This is a genomic window from Cupriavidus sp. WS, assembly GCF_000395345.1.
GTDB lineage: Bacteria > Pseudomonadota > Gammaproteobacteria > Burkholderiales > Burkholderiaceae > Cupriavidus > Cupriavidus basilensis_B.
The window spans coordinates 1-23,415 of the sequence record NZ_AQPL01000407.1 but is presented as its reverse complement, the minus strand read 5'-3'; the positions used below and the strand labels follow the sequence as shown (position 1 = coordinate 23,415).

General features: G+C 69.1%; 25 protein-coding genes and 1 tRNA gene. 12 read left to right on the top strand and 14 right to left on the bottom strand.

Annotated elements, in window-relative coordinates; genetic code table 11:
- Window positions 1-47: 47 nt before the first annotated feature.
- Both K206_RS0128700 and K206_RS0128695 read right to left on the bottom strand, forming a co-directional pair.
- Window positions 48-317 (bottom strand): PP0621 family protein, encoded by a 270-nt coding sequence (locus K206_RS0128700; protein ID WP_020205805.1) that lies wholly within the window; start codon window positions 315-317, stop codon window positions 48-50.
- A gap of 7 nt (window positions 318-324) precedes the next feature.
- The gene (locus K206_RS0128695; RefSeq protein WP_020205804.1) at window positions 325-1,254 is read right to left on the bottom strand and encodes an inner membrane protein YpjD; all 930 of its coding nucleotides are present in this window, start codon (window positions 1,252-1,254) and stop codon (window positions 325-327) included.
- Between the two features lie 161 nt (window positions 1,255-1,415).
- Between K206_RS0128695 and ffh the strand changes: the two genes are divergently transcribed.
- Both ffh and K206_RS0128685 read left to right on the top strand, forming a co-directional pair.
- Window positions 1,416-2,810, top strand: a complete 1,395-nt coding sequence (ffh, locus tag K206_RS0128690; protein ID WP_020205803.1) for a signal recognition particle protein — start codon at window positions 1,416-1,418, stop codon at window positions 2,808-2,810.
- A gap of 83 nt (window positions 2,811-2,893) precedes the next feature.
- Entirely contained in the window at window positions 2,894-3,436 is a 543-nt protein-coding gene (locus K206_RS0128685; protein ID WP_020205802.1) for a hypoxanthine-guanine phosphoribosyltransferase, read from the top strand.
- Here the strand turns inward: K206_RS0128685 and K206_RS0128680 are convergent.
- The 6 genes from K206_RS0128680 to K206_RS0128655 all read right to left on the bottom strand — a co-directional run bounded on the left by K206_RS0128680 (window position 3,420) and on the right by K206_RS0128655 (window position 9,277).
- Window positions 3,420-4,040 (bottom strand): LysE family translocator, encoded by a 621-nt coding sequence (locus K206_RS0128680; RefSeq protein WP_029044203.1) that lies wholly within the window; start codon window positions 4,038-4,040, stop codon window positions 3,420-3,422. The genes K206_RS0128685 and K206_RS0128680 overlap by 17 nt on opposite strands.
- 148 nt (window positions 4,041-4,188) lie before the next feature.
- Window positions 4,189-4,884 (bottom strand): LysE family translocator, encoded by a 696-nt coding sequence (locus tag K206_RS0128675; protein WP_020205800.1) that lies wholly within the window; start codon window positions 4,882-4,884, stop codon window positions 4,189-4,191.
- Window positions 4,885-4,973: 89 nt separating this feature from the next.
- A complete protein-coding gene (locus tag K206_RS0128670; protein WP_155888307.1) occupies window positions 4,974-5,807 on the bottom strand; it encodes an AraC family transcriptional regulator in 834 nt (277 codons plus the stop codon).
- Window positions 5,804-6,787, bottom strand: coding sequence for a 2OG-Fe(II) oxygenase (locus tag K206_RS0128665; RefSeq protein ID WP_020205798.1), 984 nt, complete (start codon window positions 6,785-6,787; stop codon window positions 5,804-5,806). Before K206_RS0128665 ends, K206_RS0128670 begins: the two co-directional genes overlap by 4 nt.
- Window positions 6,784-7,551 carry a lytic transglycosylase domain-containing protein gene (locus tag K206_RS0128660; protein WP_020205797.1) on the bottom strand — a complete coding sequence of 256 codons (768 nt, stop codon included), beginning with the start codon at window positions 7,549-7,551 and terminating at the stop codon, window positions 6,784-6,786. Before K206_RS0128660 ends, K206_RS0128665 begins: the two co-directional genes overlap by 4 nt.
- A gap of 4 nt (window positions 7,552-7,555) precedes the next feature.
- The gene (locus tag K206_RS0128655; protein WP_020205796.1) at window positions 7,556-9,277 is read right to left on the bottom strand and encodes a proline--tRNA ligase; all 1,722 of its coding nucleotides are present in this window, start codon (window positions 9,275-9,277) and stop codon (window positions 7,556-7,558) included.
- A 184-nt stretch (window positions 9,278-9,461) separates the two neighbouring features.
- Between K206_RS0128655 and K206_RS0128650 the strand changes: the two genes are divergently transcribed.
- Both K206_RS0128650 and K206_RS0128645 read left to right on the top strand, forming a co-directional pair.
- Window positions 9,462-10,148 (top strand): RNA pyrophosphohydrolase, encoded by a 687-nt coding sequence (locus K206_RS0128650; RefSeq protein ID WP_020205795.1) that lies wholly within the window; start codon window positions 9,462-9,464, stop codon window positions 10,146-10,148.
- On the top strand, window positions 10,141-10,779 hold the full coding sequence (locus K206_RS0128645) for a CNP1-like family protein (RefSeq protein ID WP_020205794.1): 639 nt from the start codon (window positions 10,141-10,143) through the stop codon (window positions 10,777-10,779). Before K206_RS0128650 ends, K206_RS0128645 begins: the two co-directional genes overlap by 8 nt.
- 169 nt (window positions 10,780-10,948) lie before the next feature.
- Here K206_RS0128645 and proB read toward each other — a convergent pair whose 3' ends face one another.
- The 4 genes from proB to rplU form a co-directional block, all read right to left on the bottom strand.
- A complete protein-coding gene (gene proB, locus K206_RS0128640) occupies window positions 10,949-12,067 on the bottom strand; it encodes a glutamate 5-kinase (protein WP_020205793.1) in 1,119 nt (372 codons plus the stop codon).
- Window positions 12,068-12,128: 61 nt separating this feature from the next.
- Window positions 12,129-13,229, bottom strand: coding sequence for an Obg family GTPase CgtA (gene cgtA, locus K206_RS0128635; RefSeq protein ID WP_020205792.1), 1,101 nt, complete (start codon window positions 13,227-13,229; stop codon window positions 12,129-12,131).
- Between the two features lie 148 nt (window positions 13,230-13,377).
- Window positions 13,378-13,638, bottom strand: coding sequence for a 50S ribosomal protein L27 (rpmA, locus tag K206_RS0128630; RefSeq protein ID WP_020205791.1), 261 nt, complete (start codon window positions 13,636-13,638; stop codon window positions 13,378-13,380).
- A gap of 70 nt (window positions 13,639-13,708) precedes the next feature.
- Window positions 13,709-14,020 carry a 50S ribosomal protein L21 gene (gene rplU / locus K206_RS39575; protein WP_020423953.1) on the bottom strand — a complete coding sequence of 104 codons (312 nt, stop codon included), beginning with the start codon at window positions 14,018-14,020 and terminating at the stop codon, window positions 13,709-13,711.
- Window positions 14,021-14,592: 572 nt separating this feature from the next.
- Here rplU and ispB point away from each other — a divergent pair.
- The 8 genes from ispB to K206_RS0128580 all read left to right on the top strand — a co-directional run bounded on the left by ispB (window position 14,593) and on the right by K206_RS0128580 (window position 21,904).
- Window positions 14,593-15,522 carry an octaprenyl diphosphate synthase gene (gene ispB / locus K206_RS0128615; RefSeq protein WP_020205788.1) on the top strand — a complete coding sequence of 310 codons (930 nt, stop codon included), beginning with the start codon at window positions 14,593-14,595 and terminating at the stop codon, window positions 15,520-15,522.
- 149 nt (window positions 15,523-15,671) lie between these two features.
- Window positions 15,672-15,748: transfer RNA gene (locus tag K206_RS0128610), tRNA-Pro, on the top strand.
- 322 nt (window positions 15,749-16,070) lie between these two features.
- Entirely contained in the window at window positions 16,071-17,822 is a 1,752-nt protein-coding gene (gene pilB, locus K206_RS0128605; protein WP_029044201.1) for a type IV-A pilus assembly ATPase PilB, read from the top strand.
- Window positions 17,823-17,852: 30 nt separating this feature from the next.
- Entirely contained in the window at window positions 17,853-19,118 is a 1,266-nt protein-coding gene (locus K206_RS0128600; RefSeq protein WP_029044200.1) for a type II secretion system F family protein, read from the top strand.
- A gap of 3 nt (window positions 19,119-19,121) precedes the next feature.
- On the top strand, window positions 19,122-20,051 hold the full coding sequence (locus K206_RS0128595) for an A24 family peptidase (protein ID WP_020205785.1): 930 nt from the start codon (window positions 19,122-19,124) through the stop codon (window positions 20,049-20,051).
- Window positions 20,052-20,097: 46 nt separating this feature from the next.
- Window positions 20,098-20,709, top strand: a complete 612-nt coding sequence (gene coaE / locus K206_RS0128590; protein ID WP_020205784.1) for a dephospho-CoA kinase — start codon at window positions 20,098-20,100, stop codon at window positions 20,707-20,709.
- A 246-nt stretch (window positions 20,710-20,955) separates the two neighbouring features.
- Window positions 20,956-21,714: a cell division protein ZapD gene (gene zapD / locus K206_RS0128585; RefSeq protein WP_020205783.1), complete on the top strand. Its 759-nt coding sequence runs from the start codon at window positions 20,956-20,958 to the stop codon at window positions 21,712-21,714.
- A 4-nt stretch (window positions 21,715-21,718) separates the two neighbouring features.
- Window positions 21,719-21,904 carry a DNA gyrase inhibitor YacG gene (locus K206_RS0128580; protein WP_029044199.1) on the top strand — a complete coding sequence of 62 codons (186 nt, stop codon included), beginning with the start codon at window positions 21,719-21,721 and terminating at the stop codon, window positions 21,902-21,904.
- A gap of 119 nt (window positions 21,905-22,023) precedes the next feature.
- On the opposite strand, the gene K206_RS0128575 is transcribed toward K206_RS0128580, so the two are convergent.
- Window positions 22,024-22,455 carry an NUDIX domain-containing protein gene (locus K206_RS0128575; protein WP_020205781.1) on the bottom strand — a complete coding sequence of 144 codons (432 nt, stop codon included), beginning with the start codon at window positions 22,453-22,455 and terminating at the stop codon, window positions 22,024-22,026.
- Window positions 22,452-23,351: an ATP-binding protein gene (locus K206_RS0128570; RefSeq protein WP_020205780.1), complete on the bottom strand. Its 900-nt coding sequence runs from the start codon at window positions 23,349-23,351 to the stop codon at window positions 22,452-22,454. Before K206_RS0128570 ends, K206_RS0128575 begins: the two co-directional genes overlap by 4 nt.
- Between the last annotated feature and the right edge of the window lie 64 nt (window positions 23,352-23,415).

Here is a 23,415-nt window from a genome sequence, read left to right as displayed (position 1 = left end):
GGAGCGGGCCGGCGGGCGCGACGGCGCGGGCGGTGGCGCGGCCCCCTTCATGCGGCGGGATTGTCCGCGTCGCTGTCCGGCGGCAGATGCGCGCGCCGGCAATAGTGCAAGCCGCGGTAGGCGATGGCCTCGCCGCGCGGCAGGTGCACGGCGCAGCGCGCGCATTGCACCATCGGCTCCTGCGGCGCGGGCTGCGGTTGGGATTGAGGGCGGGGCGGGCGCGCGTCGCGCTCGCCGGCCTGGCGCGCCTCGGCGCGCTGGCGCAGCCACCAGAAGAAGCCCAGCAACACGGCCAGGACGAGGACGATGCGTGCCATGCGGGACTCAGAACCGGTGCAGGATGACTTCGATGACGAAGCGGCTGCCCACGTAGGCCAGCAGCAGGATGCCGAACGACGCGATCACCCAGCGCAAGGCCGTGCGCCCGCGCCAGCCGTAGAAGCTGCGCCCGGCCAGGATGCCGGCGAACATCAGCCACGACAGCAGCGCGAACACGGTCTTGTGGTCCAGCCGGAACGCGCGCCCGAACAGCTGCTCGGAGAACAGCAGGCCCGACAGGATGGTCAGGGTCAGCAGCACGAACCCCGCGCCGATCAGGCGGAACAGCAGCTTCTCCAGCGTCAGCAGCGGCGGCAGCAGGTCCAGCCAGCGGCCCACCCACTGCGCCGGCGCCGCGCCCGCGCCGGCCTGCGGCGAGCGGTTGAAGCCGTGCAGGCGGCGCTCGGCCAGCAGCATCAGGAAGGCGTGGAAGGCGGCCAGCGTGAACAGCCCGTAGGCCACGTTGGCGATGACGAAGTGCAGCTTGAACAGCGGCGCGGCGGCGTAGCCGAGGATCTGCGCGCCGGGGAAGGCCAGCGGGATCAGGCTGGCCAGCAGCGCCACCGGGAACACGATCAGCCCGAGCCCGGCCAGCGAGAAGAAGAAGCTCTCGATCCAGTAGATGCCCACGCCCAGCCACAGCATGGCCGACAGCGCGAAGGCGAAGCCGAACATCATGCGGTCGGCCGGGAAGATGGTCTCGTGCAGCAGCAAGCCGTGGCTGGCCAGCGCGGCCAGCATCAGCACATGCCACCAGGCCGGGCGCCCCTCGCCGCGCGTGCCGCCGCCGCCCTGCAGCAGCACGGTGGCGGTGGTGCCGCCCGCGCCGGCGCCGGCGGCACCGGCAGCCGCGAGCTGCGGATTGCGCGTCGCCCAGCCGTGAAAGGCCAGGCCGCAATAGAGAAGTGCCGTCAAGGCATACAGTACAATGGCCATTTGCACAGTTTACCCTAGCGCCCCCGCCCCGGTGGCGCCGCGCTCGAGCCGCCCCCGAGCCGCGCGTGAGCCTGGCCCCGGAACCTGCGCCCGGCCTCGCGAGACGCCGGCCCGGTGCCGCCCGGGCCCCCAAACAAGCCCTACCCCCGGACTTCTCTGCCATGCTGGACAATCTCACTCAACGCCTGGCGCGGGTCGTCAAGACCATGCGCGGCGAGGCTCGCCTGACCGAAGCCAATACCGCCGAAATGCTGCGCGAGGTGCGCCTGGCCATGCTCGAGGCCGACGTGGCCCTGCCGGTGGTGCGCGAATTCATCGCCCGCGTGAAGGAAAAGGCGCTGGGCGAGGACGTGGTGTCCAGCCTCACCCCCGGCCAGGCGCTGGTGGGCGTGGTGCAGCGCGAGCTGACCGCCGTCATCGGCGGCGAGGAAAGCCTCACCGCCGGCGACAAGAGCGGCGAGCTGAACCTGGCCGTGCAGCCGCCCGCCATCATCCTGATGGCCGGCCTGCAGGGCGCCGGCAAGACCACCACCGTGGGCAAGCTGGCCAAGTGGCTCAAGGAAAACAAGAAGAAGAAAGTGCTGACGGTGTCGTGCGACGTGTACCGCCCCGCCGCCATCGCCCAGCTCAAGACCGTGTCCGAGCAGGTCGGCGCCGACTTCTTCCCCTCCCAGCCGGACCAGAAGCCGGTGGACATCGCCCGCGCGGCGGTGGACTGGGCGCGCAAGCACTACCACGACGTGCTGATCGTCGACACGGCCGGGCGCCTGGGCATCGACGAGGCGATGATGCAGGAGATCGCCGCGCTGCACGCCGAGCTCAAGCCCGCCGAGACCCTGTTCGTGGTCGACGCCATGCTGGGCCAGGACGCGGTCAACACCGCGCGCGCGTTCCACGACGCGCTGCCGCTGACCGGCGTGGTGCTGACCAAGCTCGACGGCGATGCGCGCGGCGGCGCGGCGCTGTCGGTGCGCCACATCACCGGCCGGCCGATCAAGTTCGTCGGCGTGGGCGAGAAGCTCGACGGCCTCGAGCCGTTCTACCCCGAGCGCATGGCCCAGCGCATCCTGGGCATGGGCGACATCCTCGCGCTGGTCGAGGAAGCCCAGCGCGGCGTGGACATGGAAGCGGCCGAGAAGCTGGCCAAGAAGATCAAGAAGACCGGCGGCTTCGACCTCGAGGACTTCAAGACCCAGATCGGCCAGATGAAGAAGATGGGCGGCCTGGGCAGCCTGGTGGACAAGCTGCCGGCGCAGTTCGCCCAGCAGGCCCAGGGCGCCAACATGGACGTGGCGGAAAAGCAGGTGCGCCGCATGGAAGGCATCATCAACAGCATGACCGCCGCCGAGCGCGCCAAGCCCGAGCTGATCAAGGCCAGCCGCAAGCGCCGCATCGCGGCCGGCGCCGGCGTGCCGGTGCAGGAGGTCAACCGCCTGCTCAACCAGTTCGACCAGATGCAGGGCATGATGAAGAAGCTCAAGGGCGGCGGCATGATGAAGATGATGCGCTCGATGGGCGCCATGAAGGGCGGCATGAAAGGCCTCTTCAACCGCTGAGCCAAACCCGGGCCGACCGCCGGGACCATCGCAAGGCCCCCGCGCGGCCACCGACAAAGACAGTCTGAGACAGGATCGACATCATGATGAGCGCCGAACAGGCCCGCGAGCTGTGGGCCAACTCCGAGGAAATCGTCAGCGCGCAGGCGGTGCAGGACTCGCTGGACCGCATGGCCGCCGAGATCACGGCCAAGATGGGCGACACCTTCCCGCTGGTGCTGTCCGTGATGGGCGGCGCGGTGGTCTTCACCGGCATGCTGCTGCCCAAGCTGGCGTTCCCGCTGGAATTCGACTACATCCACCTCTCGCGCTACAACAACAAGACCGTGGGCGGCGAGATGCAGTGGCGCGTGGCGCCGCGCGAGTCCGTCAAGGACCGCACGGTGCTGGTGCTCGACGACATCCTCGACGAAGGCGAGACGATGGCGGCGATCCGCCAGCGCATCCTGGACATGGGCGCCACCGGCGTCTACGCCGCGGTGCTGTGCGAGAAGGTGCTGCAAAAGCCCAAGCCCATGCACCCGGACTTCTGCGGCTTCACGGTGCCGGAGCGCTACGTCTTCGGCTGCGGCATGGACGCGCACGGCTACTGGCGCAACCTGCCCGCGATCAGGGCCTTGCGCTGAGGATCGGCCACAGCGAGGCCAGCAGCAGCAGCGCCATCGCCACGTTGAACACGCGCAGCACGCGCGGCTGCGCCAGCCAGCGCCGCAGCGCCGCGCCGAACACCGCCCACATCGCCACGCTGGGCAGGTTGATCACCGCGAACACCCCGGCCAGCAGCAGCACGTTGAGCCACACGTTGCCGTGCAGCACGTAGGTGCTGCACGCGCCCACCGCCATCACCCACGCCTTCGGGTTGACCCACTGGAACGCCGCGGCCGGCAGGAAGCCCATCGGCTGCGCCACCTGGCGCTCCTGCACGCCGCCCGAGCTGGCCAGCTGCCACGCCAGCCAGGCGAGATAAAGCGCCGCCACCACGCGCAGCACCGTCCAGGTCCACGGCAGCGCGGCGAACAGCGAGCCCAGCCCGAGCCCGACCACCGCCACCATCACGGCGAAGCCCAGGCTGATGCCGAGGATGTGCGGCACCGTGCGCGCAAAGCCGAAATTGACGCCCGAGGCGAGCACCATCGTGTTGTTGGGGCCGGGCGTGATCGACGACACGAGGGCGAACGCAGAGAACGCGGCGAACACGCCGGATCCGGCAACGAGCTGGGGAACTGCCATGACTGACTCCATCGGGGGGCGGACAACGAGGCAGCCCAGTCTAGCCGAGCACGCCAGTACAGTACCGGTACGGTCAGCCGGAAAACTGGCGGTACGGCCTTCGCCAGTCGCGGCCCGCGCGGCGGGCCGGCACCCCGCGACGCGCCGCCTAGAAACGCCCTGCCTGCAACGCGGTCGCCGCCACCCACAGCGCGATGCCCCACAACACCAGCCCGGTGACGCGCTCCACGCCGCGCACCGAACGCGCGAAGCGCGCGCGCACCGGCGGCAGGCGCACGCCCCAGGCCACCAGCAGGTCCCAGCCGAAGACCACGGCGAACATCCACAGGCCGTAGCCGAGCTGCGCCGCGGCCGGCGTGCGGCGGCCGGCCAGCACCGAGAACAGGCTGGCGTAGAACAGCGCGTTCTTCGGGTTGAGCACGGCCGACAGGAAGCCGGCGACGAGCTGCGCCGCGCAGCCGCCGCTCGGCGTCGGCCGGCCGCCGCCGTTGTCGCCGTTGTCGCTCTCGTCGCTCTCGTCGCTCTCGCCGGGCAGCGCGGTTTCCCCGCTGGCCGACAGCAGGCGCCAGCCCAGCCACGCCAGGTACAGGCAGCCGCCCCACTGCAGCAGCGCCAGCACGCCGTGGCTGGCGCGCGTGGCGGCCAGCCCGGCCAGCGCGGCGCCGATGAACACCCCGTTGCCGAGCGCGATGCCCAGGCAGACGGCGGCGGCGCGGCGCGCGCCGAGCACCAGCGAGCTGCGCACCACCAGGAAGAAATCGGGCCCCGGGCTGAGCAGCGCGAGGAAATGCGCGCCCGCCACCATGACGAATTGGCCGAAGCCGGATGCAGCGAATGAGTCCATGCCAGTCCTTTCGTGTCGAGCACGAAGTCTGGCCGTCGCGGCGGGCGGTGGTATTGGAGAAAATTGCGGCCCCAGGGCCCGCGCGCGGTTCAGCCGGCGCGGCGCTGGAAGCCGCGCGGCGTGAGCGCGACGCGCTGCTTGAAGGCGCGCTGGAAATGGCTCTGGTCGGAGAAACCCAGGTCCTGGGCGACGTCGGCCGGGGCGCCGCCCGCGCGCAGCAGATGGCGCGCATGGTTGATGCGCAGGTCGAGCTGGTAGGCGTGCGGCGTCATGCCGGTCTCGGCGCGGAACGCGCGGATCAGCTGGTAGCGGCTCATGCCGGCGGCGCGCGCCATCTCGGCCAGCGGCAGCGGCTCGGCATGGCGCTCGCGCAGCGTCGCCACGACGCGGGCGAGCCGCGCGCGGCCGGCCGGCGGGCGCGGCGCGCGCACGGTCTGGCGCGGGTCCGCGCCGCCCAGCAGCGCGGCGAGGAAGGCGGCCAGCGCGGCCGCCTTGCGCGCGCACGGCGCCGCCGAGAACAGCAGGCGGTTGAGCGCGCACAGCGCGGCGTAGGTGTCGGCCGCGCTGGTGATGCGCACGCGCGCGAGCGCGGCCGGCGCCGCCGCGCCGCGCGCGGCCAGCGCCGCGGCCGCCCACGCCGCGTCGACATGCAGCATCTGGTAGCTCCAGCGCCGGTCCGGCTCCGGGTTGCATGCGTGCACCTGCCCGGCGGGGATCACCACCACGTCGCCGGGCGACAGCCGCACCGCGCCGGCTTCGGTGCTGAACAGGCTGTGGCCGCCGTCGACCGCGCCCACCGACAGCGTGGGATGGGTGTGCGGCAGATAGGCCGCGCCGCTGTCGCTGGCGCAGCGGCTCTCGACGAAGGGCATGGCCGGGTCGAACCAGTAGCGACCGGGCCGGCCCGGCTGGACGGGTGTCATCCGGTGCGGTAGGGCCGCTCGCGCAGCCACTTGGTGGCGATCCACTTCTCGCCCTGCTCGACCGGCAGACCGGCGTGCAGCGTGCGTTCGTCGAGCGTGCCGTCGGACTTGCGGTAGCTGAAATAGACCGCGTTGCCCTTGACCGGCGCCACTTCGAGGCCGAGCTTGGGAAAGGCGGTGGCGCCGCCGGCCGGCGGGCTGTTGAGGTAGATCACCACGGTGGCCACGCGCTGCCCGCCCACGCGGAGCTGGCGCGCCTCGCCGGGGCGCAGCGGATTGAAGAAATCGTAGTGCGGCTGGTATTCGCCGCCGGGCTTGTAGTTGAGGATCTGCAGGCCCTCGCCGCGGTCGGCGGCGATGCCGGTGACGCTGGCGATGCAGTCCTCGATGCGCTCGATCAGCGGATGCTCGCCGACCTGGAACATCGCGCCCATGCTGGTGCGCGCGTCGATCAGGTTCTCGTCGCCGGTGTCCGGGTTGATGACCGGCGAGCGCGCCAGGCGGCCGCGCGCGAGCGCCACCAGGGCGTCGCATTCGTCGCCGGTCAGCAGTTGCTGGAACAGCACCACGCGCGGCGCGGCCAGCGCGAACAGGATGGGGATGTCGCGCCCGGCATGGTGCGCGGCGTTGCGCGCCGGGAAGCCGGTGGCGTGGCCGCGCGCCGTGGCGGGCGACGCCGGGCCGCCGGCTTCCCGGGCGGCACCGGCACTCCCGGCGGCGCCAGCGGTGTTCGCGGCGCCGGCGCCGCCCGCGTCGGCCTCATCGCCCTCCGCCGGGCCGCGCATGGCGGCCAGCGCCGCGCCGACCGTGGCGCGCGCGAAGCCGGCGTCGTAGCCCGACTGGCACATCGACTGCACCAGCGCCTCGGCGTTGAAGCCCTGCCCGATATGGCGCCGCAGCCAGCGCTCCAGGTCCGGCGAGGAACTGGCGTAGCCGGCCTTGCCGGAACCGCCGCCTGCGGGGCCGCCGGGCGTGCTCATGAGGGATTGGCCAGCCGCTGCGGCGAGAACGGGTTGCGCGACGGCGCCTCGGGCGGCAGCACGCGCGCGCGCGCGGCGGCGGGATCGGGGTCGCCGGCCACCGTGACGCTGGCCTCGGAATACTGCCAGCGCTTCCACGCCGCCAGCACCGCGTTGGGATACTCGGGCCGGCCGCGGCTGCCGTTGTAGCGCCCCAGCGCCAGGAACAGGTCGCCCTGCTCGCGGTCCAGGTAGTAGCGCAGGATGGTGCAGCCGTAGCGCAGGTTGCTCTGCAGGTGGAACAGCTTGCGCGCGTCGCCGTCGCCGATGCTGCGCGACCAGAACGGCATCACCTGCATCAGGCCGCGCGCGCCGGCGCCGCTGATGGCGTACTTGCGGAAATTGCTCTCGACCTGCACCAGCCCGAGCACCAGCGCGGGCTCCAGGCCGGCGCGCTTGGCCTCGTAGTAGGCGGTCTCGATCAGCTCGATGCGCACCTGCGGCTCGGGGATGCGCGCGGCCAGCCGGTGCGACATCTCCTCCAGCCATTTCACGTAGGCGAGCTGCTCGCCGCCGGTGGCGAAGGCCGGGCGCAGCGGCCGGCTGTCCGCGATGGCGGCGGCCAGCGCGCCGCGCACGGAATCGGCGAGGTCTTCTTCCTTCTGCGCGCCCGCGTGCGCGGCCGCGCTCAGCGCCAGCAGCAGGCCGGCGCCGGCGCGCGCCAGGCGCGCGCCCAGGCTCAGGCGGTGGCGGCTTGCACCGGCGCGTCTGCCCGCGGCGCGCATGGGCTCAGGCGGTCAGCAGGCCGCGCACGTGGCCGACCACGTCGGCCACCGGCAGTTGCGTGGCCTCGGCATCGCGCCGGCCCTGGTACTCCACGCGGCCTTCCTTGAGGCCGCGGTCGCCCACCACCACGCGGTGCGGCACGCCGATCAGCTCCCAGTCGGCGAACATCGCGCCGGGGCGCTCGCCGCGGTCGTCCAGGATCACGTCGACGCCGGCCGCCAGCAGCTCGGCGTGGATGCGGTCGGCCTCGGCCTTGACCGCTTCCGAGCGGTCGTAGCCGACCGGGCAGATCACCACCGCGAACGGGGCGATGGCCGCCGGCCAGATGATGCCGCGCTCGTCGAAGTTCTGCTCGATGGCGGCGCCCAGGATGCGCGTGACGCCGATGCCGTAGCAGCCCATCTGCATGGGCTGGGTCTTGCCGTTCTCGTCGAGGAAGGTGGCGCCCATCGACTCCGAATAGCGCGTGCCGAGCATGAACACGTGGCCCACCTCGATGCCGCGGCAGATTTCCAGCACGCCCTTGCCGTCCGGCGAGGCGTCGCCCGCCACCACGTTGCGCAGGTCGGCCACGGCCGGCTCGGGCAGGTCGCGGCCCCAGTTCACGCCGGTCAGGTGGTAGTCCTTCTGGTTGGCGCCGCAGACGAAGTCGCTCATGTTGGCCACGGTGCGGTCGGCCACCACCTTGACGGGCTTCTTCGTGCCGATCGGACCCAGGTAGCCGGGCGGCGTGCCGAAGGTCTCGACGATCTCGGCCTCGCTGGCGAAGCGGAACTCGGCCAGGCCGGGCACCTTGGAAGCCTTGACCTCGTTGAGCTCGTGGTCGCCGCGCAGCAGCAGCAGCCAGATCTGCGCGCCGGCCTCGCCGTCGGTGGCCAGCACGATCGACTTGACCGTGCGCGCCAGCGGGATGCCCAGCAGCTCGGCGACCTGCTCGCACTTGGCCTTGCCCGGCGTGGGCGTGTTCACCAGCGCCTCGGCCGGCGCGGCGCGCCCGGCCAGCAGCGGCAGGGCTTCGGCCGCCTCCATGTTGGCGGCGTAGTCCGAGGTCGGGCAATAGACGATGGCGTCCTCGCCGGTATCGGCGATCACGTGGAACTCGTGCGAGCCCGAGCCGCCGATGGCGCCGTTGTCCGCCGCCACGGCGCGGAATTCCAGGCCGAAACGCTCGAAGATGCGCACGTAGGCATTGAACATCTTGTCGTAGGACACCTTGAGGCCGGCCACGTCGCGGTCGAACGAGTAGGCGTCCTTCATGGTGAACTCGCGCCCGCGCATGATGCCGAAGCGCGGCCGGCGCTCGTCGCGGAACTTGGTCTGGATCTGGTAGAAATTGACCGGCAGCTGCTTGTAGCTGCGGATTTCGCTGCGGGCGATGTCGGTGACGACCTCCTCGGAGGTCGGCTGCACGGCGAAGTCGCGCTCGTGGCGGTCCTTCAGGCGCAGCAGCTCGGGGCCCATCTTGTCCCAGCGGCCGGTTTCCTGCCACAGCTCGGCGGGCTGGATCACCGGCATCGACAGCTCGACCGCGCCGGCGCGGTTCATTTCCTCGCGCACGATGTTTTCCACCTTGCGGATGACCCGCAGGCCCACCGGCATGTAGTTGTAGATGCCGGCGCCGAGCTTCTTGATCATGCCGGCGCGCGTCATCAGCTTGTGCGAGACGATTTCCGCGTCGGAAGGGGCTTCCTTGAGGGTGGAAATGAAGAATTGCGAGGCTTTCATCCGTTGCTTTCTCGTAAGGCCATGCCCGTCCCGCGGAGCGCGGGCGGGGACTGGCGCGAATTCGTGGCGCGCGCGTGCCTGAAACAGCGCTTTTCGCTCGGGGAAAACCAGCATCCCGTTGCACAAGCCGCATTACGCGCTTCCTTTATAATCGACGTAATTCTAAAGGATTCGAGGTGCAGTCATGCTCGATCGTGAAGGCTTTCGCCCGAACGTCGGCATCATCCTCATCAACGCACGGAACGAGGTGTTCTGGGGCAAGCGCATCGGCGAGCATTCATGGCAGTTTCCACAGGGCGGCATCAAATACGGCGAAACGCCGGAACAGGCGATGTACCGCGAGCTACATGAAGAAGTCGGTCTGCTGCCCGAGCACGTCAGGATCGTCGGTCGCACGCGCGACTGGCTGCGTTACGAGGTGCCGGACAAGTTCATCCGCCGCGAGATCCGCGGCCATTACCGGGGGCAGAAGCAGATCTGGTTCCTGTTGCGCATGGCGGGCCGCGATTGCGACATCCGCCTGCGCGCCACCGACCATCCGGAGTTCGATGCCTGGCGCTGGAGCCACTACTGGGTACCGCTCGATGCCGTCATCGAGTTCAAGCGCGAGGTGTACCAGCTCGCGCTGAACGAGCTGTCGCGCTTCCTGCAGCGCAATGCGCGCGCGCCGCTGAGCCCCTACGGGACCCACGGCGCGCACGGCAGGCACGCCGCGGCACGCCCCGCGGGCCGTGGCGCGCCGGACGAACACGCCGGGGCCGACGGCCGCCTCGCGCACGAGCCGCAGGGCCCGTGCGACGAGCAGGCCGGCGATCACGGCCCAACACCGCCGGCCATGCCGGCGTCCACAGAACGGAGTACCGATGATTGAATCCGCCGGCCGGGGCTTTCGCTCCCGGCTGACCGCCGCCTGCCTGCTGGCGGCAACCCTTTCCCTGGGCCTGGCCGGCTGCGGCAGCACCAAGCCGAACTACACCCAGGTCGACGCCCCGGACGAAGACGCCGAGGACTACACGCCCAAGAAGGAATCGAGCCTGTTCGCGCCGCTGTTCGGGCCGCGCGAGTTCAACGAGGCGGCGACGCCGCTGCCCGCGCTGCCGCAGGACGCCGACCTGATCCCGTTCGAGGTCAGCCCCACCGGCAACTTCGACTTCGCCGTGGACGCCAGGTCGGTCGTGGTCGGCAAGGACGGCGCGGTGCGCTACACGGTGGTGATCCGCGGCCCGGGCGGCACGCGCACCAGCAGCTTCGAAGGCTTCCGCTGCGATTCCTACGAGCGCAAGCTGTTCGCCACGCTGCCCAAGGGCGCCAAGGAATGGGTGCGCAACGGCAGCGACGACCGCGACGGCTGGATCCGCGTGGTCAAGGGCACGCGCAACAACTACGCCAACGCGCTCGCCACCGACTTCCTCTGCGAGGGCCGCGGAGCGGCCGGCACGGCGGAGGAGATCGTCCGGCAGATGCGCGGGGACGCGCCGCGCAAGAGCCTGTTCTCGCGCTGAGCGGCAGCGGGCGGCGAGCTACTGGCAGACAGCATCGGCTTGCCGCTTGTGTTCTCCCCTCTCCCGCTGGCGTGAGAGAGGGGAGCAAACCTTCGGCAATTGAAGGTTTGTGGGCAAACAAGAAAGGCTGCACGATGTGCAGCCTTTCTTGTTTGCCTTCCCCGGCCCGTCAGACCAGCACGAGATTGTCGCGATGAATCAGCTCGTGCTCGTTCTGATGGCCCAGCACGCGCTCGATCTCGGACGACGGCTTGCGCGCGATCAGGCGCGCCTCGGCGCTGGAATAGTTGGTGATGCCGCGCGCCACCTCGTGCCCGCCGGCGTCGACGCAGGCGATGACCTCGCCGCGCGCGAACTCGCCCTCCACTTCCACCACGCCGATCGGCAGCAGCGACTTGCCGCCGCTGGTGAGCTTTTCGCACGCGCCGGCGTCGATCACCACGCGCCCACGCATCTGCAGGTGGTCGGCCATCCATTGCTTGCGCGCGTTCAGGCGCCCGGTCGGCGCCAGCAGCTGGGTGCCGATGCCTTCGCCGCCGGCCAGCCGCTCCAGCACGTTGGCTTCGCGCCCCGAGGCGATCACGGTGTGGGCGCCCGACTTGGCCGCGCGCTTGGCGGCCAGGATCTTGGTCAGCATGCCGCCGCGGCCGATCGAGCTGCCGGCGCCGCCGGCCATCGCCTCGAGCTCGGGCGCGCCGGCCAGCGCTTCCTCGACGAAGACGGCCTGCGGGTCGCGGCGCGGGTCGGCGGTGTAGAGGCCGCGCTGGTCGGTCAGGATCACCAGCGCGTCGCCTTCGATCAGGTTGGTGACCAGCGCGCCGAGGGTGTCGTTGTCGCCGAACTTGATTTCGTCGGTGACGACCGTGTCGTTCTCGTTGATGATCGGCACCACGCCGAGCGAGAGCAGCGTCAGCAGGGTCGAGCGCGCATTCAGGTAGCGCTCGCGGTCGGCCAGGTCGGCGTGGGTCAGCAGCACCTGGGCGGTGCGGATGCCGTAGCGGCCGAACTGGCTTTCGTAGACCTGCGCCAGCCCCATCTGGCCCACCGCGGCGGCGGCCTGCAATTCGTGGATTTCCTTCGGGCGGCGCACCCAGCCCAGGCGCTGCATGCCCTCGGCGATGGCGCCCGAGCTGACCAGCACGACTTCCTTGCCGGCCATGCGCAGCTTGGCGATCTGGGCCGCCCAGCGGGCGATGGCGTCGTGATCGAGCCCCTTGCCGTCGTTGGTCACCAGGCTGGACCCGACCTTCACGACGATACGTTTTGCCTGGGCGATGACCGATTGCATGGCGGGATCCTGTCTTCTGGGTACTGCGGCTGTCGTTGCTGGCTGGCTGGCGCGGAGCGGATCAGTCCTGCTCCGTGCCGGAATGGTCGATATTGTGCAGGCGCTCGTCGAAGCGGATGTCCGGCTCGGCCAGCGCGGCGGCCTCCTCGGCCTTGATCGCGGCGAGGTGGTCCTTGATCGCGTAGATCAGTTCGCGGCAGCCTTCGCCAGTCAGGGCGGAGATGCGGAACACCGGGCCCTTCCACTTGTAGCGCTTGACGAAATCCTTGACGCGCTTCTCGCGCTCGTCCTCCGGCACCACGTCCAGCTTGTTGAGCACCAGCCAGCGCGGCTTGTCGTAGAGGCTCTCGTCGTATTTCTTCAGCTCGTTGACGATGGCGCGCGCCTCCGCCACCGGGTCCACGTTCTCGTCGAACGGCGCCAGGTCCACGATATGCAGCAGCAGGCCGGTGCGCTGCAGGTGGCGCAGGAACTGGTGGCCCAGCCCGGCGCCCTCGGCCGCGCCTTCGATCAGGCCGGGGATGTCGGCCACCACGAAGGACTGCTCGTGGTCGACGCGCACCACGCCCAGGTTCGGGTGCAGCGTGGTGAACGGATAGTCCGCCACCTTGGGGCGCGCGTTGGAGATGTGCGAGATCAGCGTGGACTTGCCGGCATTGGGCATGCCCAGCAGGCCCACGTCGGCCAGCACCTTGAGTTCGAGCTTGATCATGCGGCGCTCGCCGGGCTTGCCGTCGACCTGCTGGCGCGGCGCGCGGTTGGTGCTGGACTTGAAGTGCAGGTTGCCCCAGCCGCCCATGCCGCCCTCGGCCAGGCACACGGTCTGGCCGTGCTCGGTCAGGTCGGCGATCAGGTCGCCGGTGTCCATGTCCAGGATCTGCGTGCCGACCGGCATGCGCAGCGTCACGTCCTCGCCGCCGGCGCCGTAGCAGTCCGCGCCGCGGCCGTTCTCGCCGTTGCGCGCCACGTGCTTCTTGGCGTAGCGGAAGTCGATCAGGGTGTTGATGTTGCGGTCCGCCACCGCGAACACGCTGCCGCCGCGGCCGCCGTCGCCACCGTCCGGTCCGCCGAAGGGGACGAATTTCTCGCGCCGCATCGATGCGCTGCCATTGCCGCCATTGCCGGCAATGACTTCAATTCTGGCTTCGTCGATGAACTTCATGATGACCTTCCGTGGTGGAGCGGCCGCGCCGCGCGCCCGGCCGGAAGGGCGGGGAGCGCGGGCGTGGCGGATGGCGACAACGGGATTGTCGCCAGAAATGAAAAAGCCCCGCAAGTGCTGCGGGGCCTTCGTGCTGCAAAGGCGGTGATCAGGCTGCCGGAACGACGCTGACCTGCTGCTTCTTGGCAGCGCCCTTGACGGCGAACTGCACGTGACCGTCGATCAGGGCAAAGAGGGTGTGATCCTTGCCAATGCCGACGTTCTCGCCCGGGTGCACGCGCGTACCGCGCTGACGCACGATGATGCTGCCGGCGTTGATGGCCTGGCCACCGTACACCTTGACGCCCAGACGCTTCGATTCGGAATCGCGGCCGTTCCGTGTGGAACCGCCGCCCTTTTTCTGTGCCATGACTAACTCCTGTCGCTTGACTTTACCTGGTTACGCTTGAATTCGATTTCGATGTGGACTGAGCGGCAGCTCAGGCGACGATCGATTCGATGCGCAGCTCGGTGTAGTTTTGACGATGGCCTTGACGCTTCTGGTAGTGCTTGCGACGGCGCATCTTGAAGATCTTCACCTTGTCGTGACGACCTTGGGAGATAACGGTAGCCTTGACGGAAGCCCCGCTCACCAGCGGCGTACCAAACTTGAGTTGGTCGCCGGCGCCCACTGCGAGCACCTGGTCGAGCGTGATTTCTGCGCCAATGTCTGCCGGTATCTGTTCTACTTTAAGTTTTTCGCCAGCAGCAACCTTGTATTGCTTGCCGCCGGTTTTTACGACCGCGTACATTGTCGAACCTCTCGATGTGAAATAAAACGCCGAAAGCCAATGCCGGCCTGCCCTGGCGCTCCGTCCGCCCTGCTTGGGCAGGAGGGTCCGGATGGCCCGGACAGCCCAATTGGCGCCGGTTATCTCCCGCCGGCGCAGCCGTAAACAATGCAAAGCGGCCGGAGGAAACCCGTGATTCTATACCAGATCCGGTAAAAGTACAAAGAAAACAGGTACATAGCCTGTCCGGCGGCGCCTCGCGCACATTGCGTGGCGCACGGACGGGGTCCGGCGCGGGCCCGGCTCAGATCAGGTCCGCCAGCAGGAAGCCCGCCAGGGCGGCGAAGGCAGCCCACCAGGCGGTGCGGCGCAGCCGGCGACGCGAAGAAAAATGTCTTTCGGTCATGCGGACATTATAGGCCGCGCGTGCATGGCGCCCGCGCCACGCGCATGCCCCGGCCCGCGACCCCGGCACCCCCCGTTCAGGGGACATACATACACCCGCATCGCTTATAATCGGCGGGTTTTGCGTAACGGTGAACATCTTGTCCCAGTCTTCCGCCACTGCCTTGCTTGCCCCGGTCGCTGCCGACATGCGCGCCGTCGATTCGGTGATCCGCCAGCGGCTCGCCTCCGAAGTGCCGCTGATCGAGCAGATCGGCGAATACATCATCAGCGCCGGCGGCAAACGCCTGCGCCCCGTGATCCTGCTGCTGTCCGCGCGGGCCTTCGGCTACGACGGCCACCGCCACCACGAGCTGGCCGCCGTGGTGGAGTTCATCCACACCGCCACCCTGCTGCACGACGACGTGGTCGACGAGTCCGAGCTGCGGCGCGGCCGCCAGACCGCCAACGCGGTGTTCGGCAACGCCGCCAGCGTGCTGGTGGGCGACTTCCTCTATTCGCGCGCGTTCCAGATGATGGTGGACGCCGGCAGCATGCGCATCATGGAGATCCTCTCCAACGCCACCAACGTGATCGCCGAGGGCGAGGTGCTGCAACTGCTCAACATGCACGACCCCGACGTCACCGTGGAGCGCTACCTGCAGGTGATCCGCTACAAGACCGCCAAGCTGTTCGAGGCCTCGGCCCAGCTCGGCGCCGTGCTGGCCGGCGCGGACGCCACCGCCGAGGAAGCCGCGGCCGAATACGGGCGGCGCATCGGCACGGCCTTCCAGCTCATCGACGACATGCTGGACTACACCGCCAGCGCCGAGCAGATGGGCAAGAACGCCGGCGACGACCTGCGCGAGGGCAAGCCCACGCTGCCGCTGCTGCACCTGCTCGAGCACGGCACCGACGCGCAGCGCGCGCTCGCGCGCGACGCCATCGTGCAAGGCGGCACCGAGCACTTCGACGCGGTGTTCGCGGCGATCCACGACAGCGGCGCGCTCGAAGTCACCTTCGAAGCCGCGCGGCGCGAAGCCGAGGCGGCGGAGAAGGCCGCGCGGCAATTCCCCGAGTCGCCGCTCAAGCAGACGCTGATCGACCTGTGCGCGTTTTCGCTGCAGCGCCAGTCGTGAAATCGGGCGGCCCCGGCAAGCGGGCCTGACAGCAAAAACACAAGGAACATGCGGTTGCCTCTTCCCATCCGAAAAAAAGGCTGCTACACTTGTGTGCTTTCTCGCTGCAACAATATTTCTGGCGCAGCGATAGAAAAAAGCAAGAAAAACGGGGTGTAGCTTAGCCTGGTAGAGCGCTACGTTCGGGACGTAGAGGCCGGAGGTTCGAATCCTCTCACCCCGACCAGTTTTCACGGTCGGCAAGACCGTACAAGAAAAGCCGCACAGCGATGTGCGGCTTTTTTTTCGTCCGCGTTCGTCCGCGCGATTTTTTCGTCCGGGTCTCCGGTCCGTGTCCTCACCATGCTGCGGCCGGACCGCCGCCGCCTGACGCCTCCCGGCCACCCCGCCGCCGGCGCCACACCCATCCCCCCGCGCCAGTAGGGTTGCGCACCTGTCGCGCAAACGCCAACGCCGGGCGCGCCTCGCCTTTACAAAAAGTGACCCCGCCTGCAAACTGCGCCGATTCGGGGTCTTTCGGCCGCTTGCCGGCCACCAGCTTTTTTGCCATGACACTTGGTCTAGCTCTTGCACAGAGCCGGCGCATCGCGCCTGCCCTGCTCGCCCAGCTTGAACAGTCGGCACGAGAAAAAAAGTCGCAGCTGATCGACGAGATCATCGCCAGCGGCACCATGACTGCGCACGATGTGGCGATCTTCGCGGCTGATAGATATCAGTTGCCCCTGGTCGATCTGGGCCAGTACAACCTGAACAAGGTGCCGCCGGCGCTGGCCGGCAACCGCGAGTTCCACGCGCACCGGCTGCTGCCGCTGGGCCGGCGCGAGAACCGCCTGGTGCTGGCCCTGTCCGACCCGGGCAACCAGGCCGGGCTCGACGCCATCAAGCAGAAGTACAACCTGCCGGTCGATACCGTCGTCGTCGAGCACGACAAGCTGATGCAGTACGTGCGCTCCGCCAGCGAGGACGGCGGCGGCACGCTCAAGTCGATCGCGCCGGTGCAGGCCGAGCGCAAGATGATCGAGTACGACCCGGTCGCCTCCGCCGCCGCCCAGCGCAACAAGACCGCCGGCGACATCGACGACGCGCCGGTGGTGCGCTTCCTGCACAAGCTGCTGACCGAAGCCTTCCACCGCGGCGCCTCCGACCTGCACTTCGAGCCGTTCGAGACCTTCTACCGCATCCGCTTCCGCGTCGACGGCGTGCTGCAGGAGGTGGCGCGCCCGCCGGTCGACATCCGCGACAAGATCGCCACCCGCATCAAGGTGCTGTCGCGCCTGGACATCTCGGAAAAGCGCGTGCCGCAGGACGGCCGCATGAAGCTGCTGATCGCGCTGCCCAAGGACAAGAACGCCGAGAAGGACAAGGACGGCAAGGAGCCCAAGGAGGTCGTCGAGAAGGCGATCGACTTCCGCGTCTCCACGCTGCCGACGCTGTTCGGCGAGAAGATCGTGATCCGGATCCTGGAGTCGTCCTCCGACAAGCTGGACATCGACCAGCTCGGCTACGAGCCGGCGCAGAAGGCGCTGCTGCTCGACGTCATCAAGCGCCCCTACGGCATGGTGCTGGTGACGGGCCCCACCGGCAGCGGCAAGACGGTGTCGCTGTACACCTTCCTGAACCGGCTCAACCAGGGCGACATCAACATCTCCACGGCCGAGGACCCGGCCGAAATCCAGCTGCCCGGCATCAACCAGGTCAACGTCAACGAGAAGGCCGGCCTGACCTTCGCCGCGGCGCTGCGCTCGTTCCTGCGGCAGGATCCGGACATCATCATGGTCGGCGAAATCCGCGACCTGGAAACCGCCGACATCTCGATCAAGGCGGCCCAGACCGGCCACCTGGTGTTCTCCACCTTGCACACCAACGACGCGCCGACCACGCTCACGCGCCTGATGAACATGGGCGTGGCGCCGTTCAACATCGCCTCGAGCGTGCTGATGATCACCGCGCAGCGGCTGGCGCGCCGCCTGTGCACGTGCAAGCGGCCCGGCGAGCTGGCGCGCGAGGTGCTGGTCGACGCCGGCTTCCAGGAGGCCGACCTCGACGGCAGCTGGCAGCCCTACCACCCGGTCGGCTGCGAGCGCTGCAACGGCACCGGCTACAAGGGCCGCTGCGGCATCTACCAGGTGATGCCGATCACCGAGGCGATGCAGCAGATCATCCTCGCGCACGGCACCGCGCTGCAGATCGCCGAGCAGGCGCGCCGCGACGGCGTGCTATCGTTGCGCGAAGCCGGCCTGGCCAAGGTGAAGCAGGGCGTCACCTCGCTGGAAGAAGTGCTGGCAACAACCAATATGTAAAACAACAAAGCATGTCATTTGGGGTCAATCATGGCGACACGCGCACCAGCCGCCGCCGCTCGCAAGGCGGCTGCGCCCAAGGGGAAATCTGGGCGTAAGGCGCCCACGCAGTACATCTTCGAGTGGGAGGGCAAGGACCGCAAGGGCAAGGTGTTCACGGGCGAGCTGCGCGCCGAGAGCCAGGCCGAGGTCAACGCCACCCTGCGCAAGCAGGGCCTCACCGTGGTCAAGCTCAAGAAGCGGCGCGCCGCGCGCGGGCGCAAGATCACCGAGAAGGACATCGCGTACTTCACGCGTCAGCTCTCGACCATGCTCAAGGCGGGCATCCCGCTGCTGCAGTCGATCGACATCATCGCGCGCGGCCACGCCAACCCGAACTTCACGCAGCTGCTGGCCGAGATCCGCTTCGACATCGAATCGGGCAGCAGCATGGCGCAGGCCTTCCGCCGCCAGCCGCGCTACTTCGACACGCTCTACTGCAACCTGATCGACGCCGGCGAGCAGGGCGGCATCCTGGACGCCCTGCTGGAGCGCCTGTCGCTCTACATGGAAAAGACCATCGCGCTGAAGAGTCAGATCAAGTCGGCCATGATCTACCCGATCGCGGTGCTGACGGTGGCCTTCGCCGTGACGGTGATCCTGATGATCTTCGTGATCCCGGCCTTCAAGGGCGTGTTCTCGAGCTTCGGCGCCAACCTGCCGGCGCCGACGCTGGCCGTGATCGCCATGTCGGACTTCTTCGTCAACAACTGGTACATCGTGATCGGCGTGCCGGTGTTCGGCATCGCCTTCTACCTGCGCAGCCTCAAGCGCTCGGAGAAGGTGCAGCGCGCCAGCGACCGGATGCTGCTGCGGCTGCCGATCTTCGGCTCGCTGTTCCGCAAGGCCGTGATCGCGCGCTGGACGCGCACGCTGGCCACCATGTTCGCCGCCGGCACGCCGCTGGTGGAGTCGATGGAGTCGGTGGCCGGCGCGGCCGGCAACTGGGTCTACTACGACGCCACCCGGGAGATCGAGCAGTCGGTGCGCATCGGCACCAGCCTGACCAACGCCATGCAGGCCACCCACGTGTTCGACAACATGGTGCTGCAGATGACGCAGATCGGCGAGGAGTCGGGCGCGCTGGACAACATGCTGCTGAAGGTGGCGGAGTTCTACGAGCGCGAGGTGGACGACGCCGTGGCCGCCATCTCCAGCCTGATCGAGCCGCTCATCATCGTGGTGCTGGGCGTGCTCATCGGCGGCATGGTGGTGGCGATGTACCTGCCGATCTTCAAACTGGGACAGGTGGTGTAACGCATGCAGTGGCTGTTTTCCGCGCACGGCGCCGCCGGCGCGCTCTCCGCGTTTTCCGCACCGGCGGCGCCCGCGCAGGCCATCGCGTCGCTGGCGCTGCTGCCGCCCTGGTTCCTGGTGACGGCGGCGGCGCTGCTCGGCCTGGTGGTCGGCAGCTTCCTCAACGTGGTGGTGCACCGGCTGCCGCGCATGATGGAGCACGACGAGGCCAACTACATCGCCTCGCTGCGCGACGACCCGCTGCCCCACCCCGAGACCTACAACCTGATGGTGCCGCGCTCGGCCTGCCCGCATTGCGGCCACGCGATCGGCGCGCTGGAGAACATCCCGGTGCTGAGCTACCTGGCGCTGCGCGGGCGCTGCTCGGCCTGCAAGGCGCCGATCGGCAAGCGCTACCCGCTGGTCGAAGCCGGCACCGCGCTGCTCACCGCGCTGGCCGCCGCCCACTTCGGCCCGACCTGGCAGGCGCTGGCGGCCATCGCCCTGATCTGGGCGCTGATCGCCCTCACCCTGATCGACGCGGACACGCAGCTGCTGCCCGACCAGATCACGCTGCCGCTGCTGTGGCTGGGCCTGCTGCTCAACCTCGGCGGGCTGTTCGCGCCGCTGGCCGACGCCGTGACCGGCGCGGCGGCGGGCTACCTGCTGCTGTGGACGGTGTACTGGGCGTTCAAGCTGGTGCGCGGCAAGGAAGGCATGGGCTACGGCGACTTCAAGCTGATGGCGGCGCTGGGCGGCTGGTTCGGCTGGCAGGCGCTGCCGGCGCTGGTGCTGCTGTCGTCGGTGGTGGGGCTGGTGTTCGCGCTTGCCAATATCGCGCTGCGCCGTCAGGATCGCGATACGCATTTCGCCTTCGGCCCCTATATCGCCGGCGCCGGCCTGCTGGTGCTGTTCTTCGGCGCCAACGTGCTGCCGCTGGGCCTGGCGGGCTGACGGCGCGCCGCCCACCCATGCAAGCCTGGATAGCCTGGATACGGACATGCTGCAAATCGGACTGACCGGAGGCATCGGCTCCGGCAAGACCCGCGTGGCGGACCTGTTCGCCGCGCGCGGCGCCGCCCTGATCGACACCGACCTGCTGGCGCACGAGATCACCGCGCCGGGCGGGCTGGCCATTGCCGCGCTGGTGGCGGCCTTCGGCCCCGGCTGCCTGCGCGCCGACGGCGCGATGGACCGCGACGCCATGCGCGCGCTGGTGTTTGCCGACCCCGCGGCCAAGGCCCGGCTCGAAGCCATCACCCATCCGCTGATCCGCCAGCTGACCGAGGCCCGCGCCGCCGAGATCCGCGCGGCGGGCCGGCACCCCTACCTGATCTACGTGGTGCCGCTGCTGGTCGAGTCCGGCACCTGGGCCAGCCGCGTGGACCGCGTGCTGGTGGTCGATTGCAGCGAGGCCACGCAGGTGGCGCGCGTGATGGCGCGCAACGGCTTCACGCGCGCGCAGGTCGAGGCCATCATGGCGAAGCAGGCCCGCCGCGCCGAGCGGCTGGCCCGCGCCGACGACGTGGTCGACAACGACGGCCCGCCCGAGGCGCTGGCGCCGCAGGTGGAGCGGCTCGACCGGCTCTACCGCGCGCTCGCCGCCGGCTGAGCGCCGAAGGAACCGATGGGGCCGCCCGGGAAGCCGATGCAGCCGATGCAGCCGATGGCGCTGATACGGCCGGCGGGAACCGGTGGCGCGGGATGCACCTTTAGTCGGCGCTTTCGTTGTCCTGCCACGCGGACTCGCATAGAATGCGCTGGATACAAGCGGGAAATGGTCCCATACTGGGCCCCGTAGCCAGCAACCCCGCCAGCAACGCCGCCCGCCAAACCGCCCTGCCGCCCGGACAATCACTTGATTCTGTACGAATATCCTTTCAACGAACGCATCAGGACTCTCCTGCGCCTGGAAGACCTGTTCGATCGCCTGGATTATTTCCTCGGCCAGGATCATGCCCTGCAGCACCACGTGGCGCTGACGACACTGTTCGAGGTTATCGACGTGGCCGGCCGCGCGGACCTCAAGACCGACCTGCTCAAGGAACTGGAGCGCCAGCGCCAGGCGCTGGCCGCGCTGCGCGCCAACCCGCAGATCGACCAGGGCGCGCTCGACGCGGTCATCGGCGAGATCGAGCAGGCCATGTCGCAGCTCAACCAGGTGGTGGGCAAGGCCGGCCAGCTGCTGACCGACAACGAGTGGCTCACCAGCATCCGCAGCCGCGCCATCATTCCCGGCGGCACCTGCGAATTCGACCTGCCGGCCTACTACGCATGGCAGCATCGCCCGGCCGAGGACCGCCGCGCCGACATCCTCAAGTGGGCGCGCCCGCTGGTGGCGCTGCGCATGGGCACCAACACCGTGCTGCGGCTGCTGCGCGAGTCCGGCCAGAGCGGCAAGGTCATCGCCACCGGCGGCAGCTACCAGCAGATGCTGTCGGGCCGCAGCTACCAGCTCATGCAGGTGATGCTCGACGACTCGCTGCTGGCCTTCATCCCCGAGATGAGCGCCAACAAGTACATGCTGTGGGTCCGTTTCACGCAGCAGGACGGCGACCTGCGCCCGCGCTCCGTGGATGCCGACATTCCCTTCCTGCTCAAGCTCTGCAATTTCTGAAGCGATGACAACCGTAGTCAAGTGCCCCACCTGCGGCAAGGATGTGGCCTGGGTGCCGGAGAACAAGTTCCGCCCGTTCTGTTCCGAGCGCTGCAAGCAGATCGACCTCGGCGCGTGGGCCTCGGAAAAATACGTGATCGGCGGCAAACCCGGCGAGGATCCGTCGGCGGAGCAGGACGACGAGGACTGAGGCGCGGCGTTGGCCGGCGTCTGCAGCGGTTCATACCGCCATCGCGCATCGCCGGCCCGCGCCTGTGGTCACAGTCGCTGCGCCCCGCATGCCACCGGTTTGCCCGACGAAGCGCAGTCTTAGCGCTTGCCCTCGTCAGCCAGCCACGCCACCACCGGCACCGTGGCCGGCAGCAGCGGTCCCACTTCGACCGGCGCCGACTGCCATGAGAACGCCTGCCCTTCGCGCCCCACCAGCTCGCCCGACCATGCCGTGACCTTGCAGAAATGCAGGCGCACGTAGGCGTGCGGGTAATCGTGCTCGAGCACCTGCCAGCGCACCGATTGCGACACCGCGATGCCGAGCTCCTCGTGCAGTTCGCGCGCCAGCGCTTCCTCCACCGATTCGCCCGGCTCGAGCTTGCCGCCCGGGAATTCCCAATAGCCTTCGTAGGGCTTGCCGGCCGGGCGCTGCGCCAGCAGGAAGCGGCCGTCGGGCTGCACCAGCACGCCCACGGCGACCTCCGTCACCTTGCGCGCGGTGCCGGCGGCGCTTTGCGGGGCCTCGCTCATGCCTGGCCTTCGGCCGAGGCGACGAACGGCTTGCCATGCTTGCCGCCCCAGTCGCGCGCGAACTGCCAGGCCACGCGGCCCGAGCGCGAGCCGCGCTCCAGCGCCCACACCAGCGCGTCGCCGCGCGCGGCGGCCACGTCCTCGTCCGAGCAGCCGAAATGCTGGAGCCAGTGGCCGACGATGGCCAGGTACTCGTCCTGCTTGGGCGGGTAGAACGACAGCCACAGGCCGAAGCGCTCGGACAGCGAGATCTTTTCCTCCACCACTTCGCCGGGATGGATCTCGCCGTCGTCGGTGTGGCGGTAGGTCTCGTTGTCCTTCATGTACTCGGGCAGCAGGTGGCGGCGGTTGGAGGTGGCGTAGATCAGCACGTTGTCCGACTGCGCGGCCACCGAGCCGTCCAGCGCCGACTTGAGCGACTTGTAGCCCGACTCGCCGTCCTCGAACGACAGGTCGTCGCAGAAGATGGCGAAGCGCTCCGGGCGCGCCGCCAGCTGCTCGACGATGTCGCCGAGGTCGCCCAGGTCGTCCTTGTCCACTTCCACCAGGCGCAGGCCGTCCTTGACGAAGGCGTTGAGGCAGGCCTTGATCAGCGACGACTTGCCGGTGCCGCGCGCGCCGGTCAGCAGCACGTTGTTGGCCGGCAGGCACCGCACGAACTGGCGCGTGTTGGCGACGATGGCGTCCTTCTGGCGCTCGATGTTCTTGAGGTCGTCGAGGTGGATCGGCGGCAACTGGCGGATCGCCTGCAGGTAGCCGATGTTGCCGAACAGGCTCTGCCGCTTGCGCCAGCGGAATGCGACGGCCTGCTCCCAGTCGGCGTCGCTCAACTGCGGCGGCAACCATTGTTCGAGGCGGGCGAGGAAACTGTCGAGGCGGGAGGCGAGGTCGGACATGGCGGCTGGGCAGGAGAGGCGGGGAAAAACGGGAAAGCGGATCTTGGCGGGAAGCCGGGAGCGG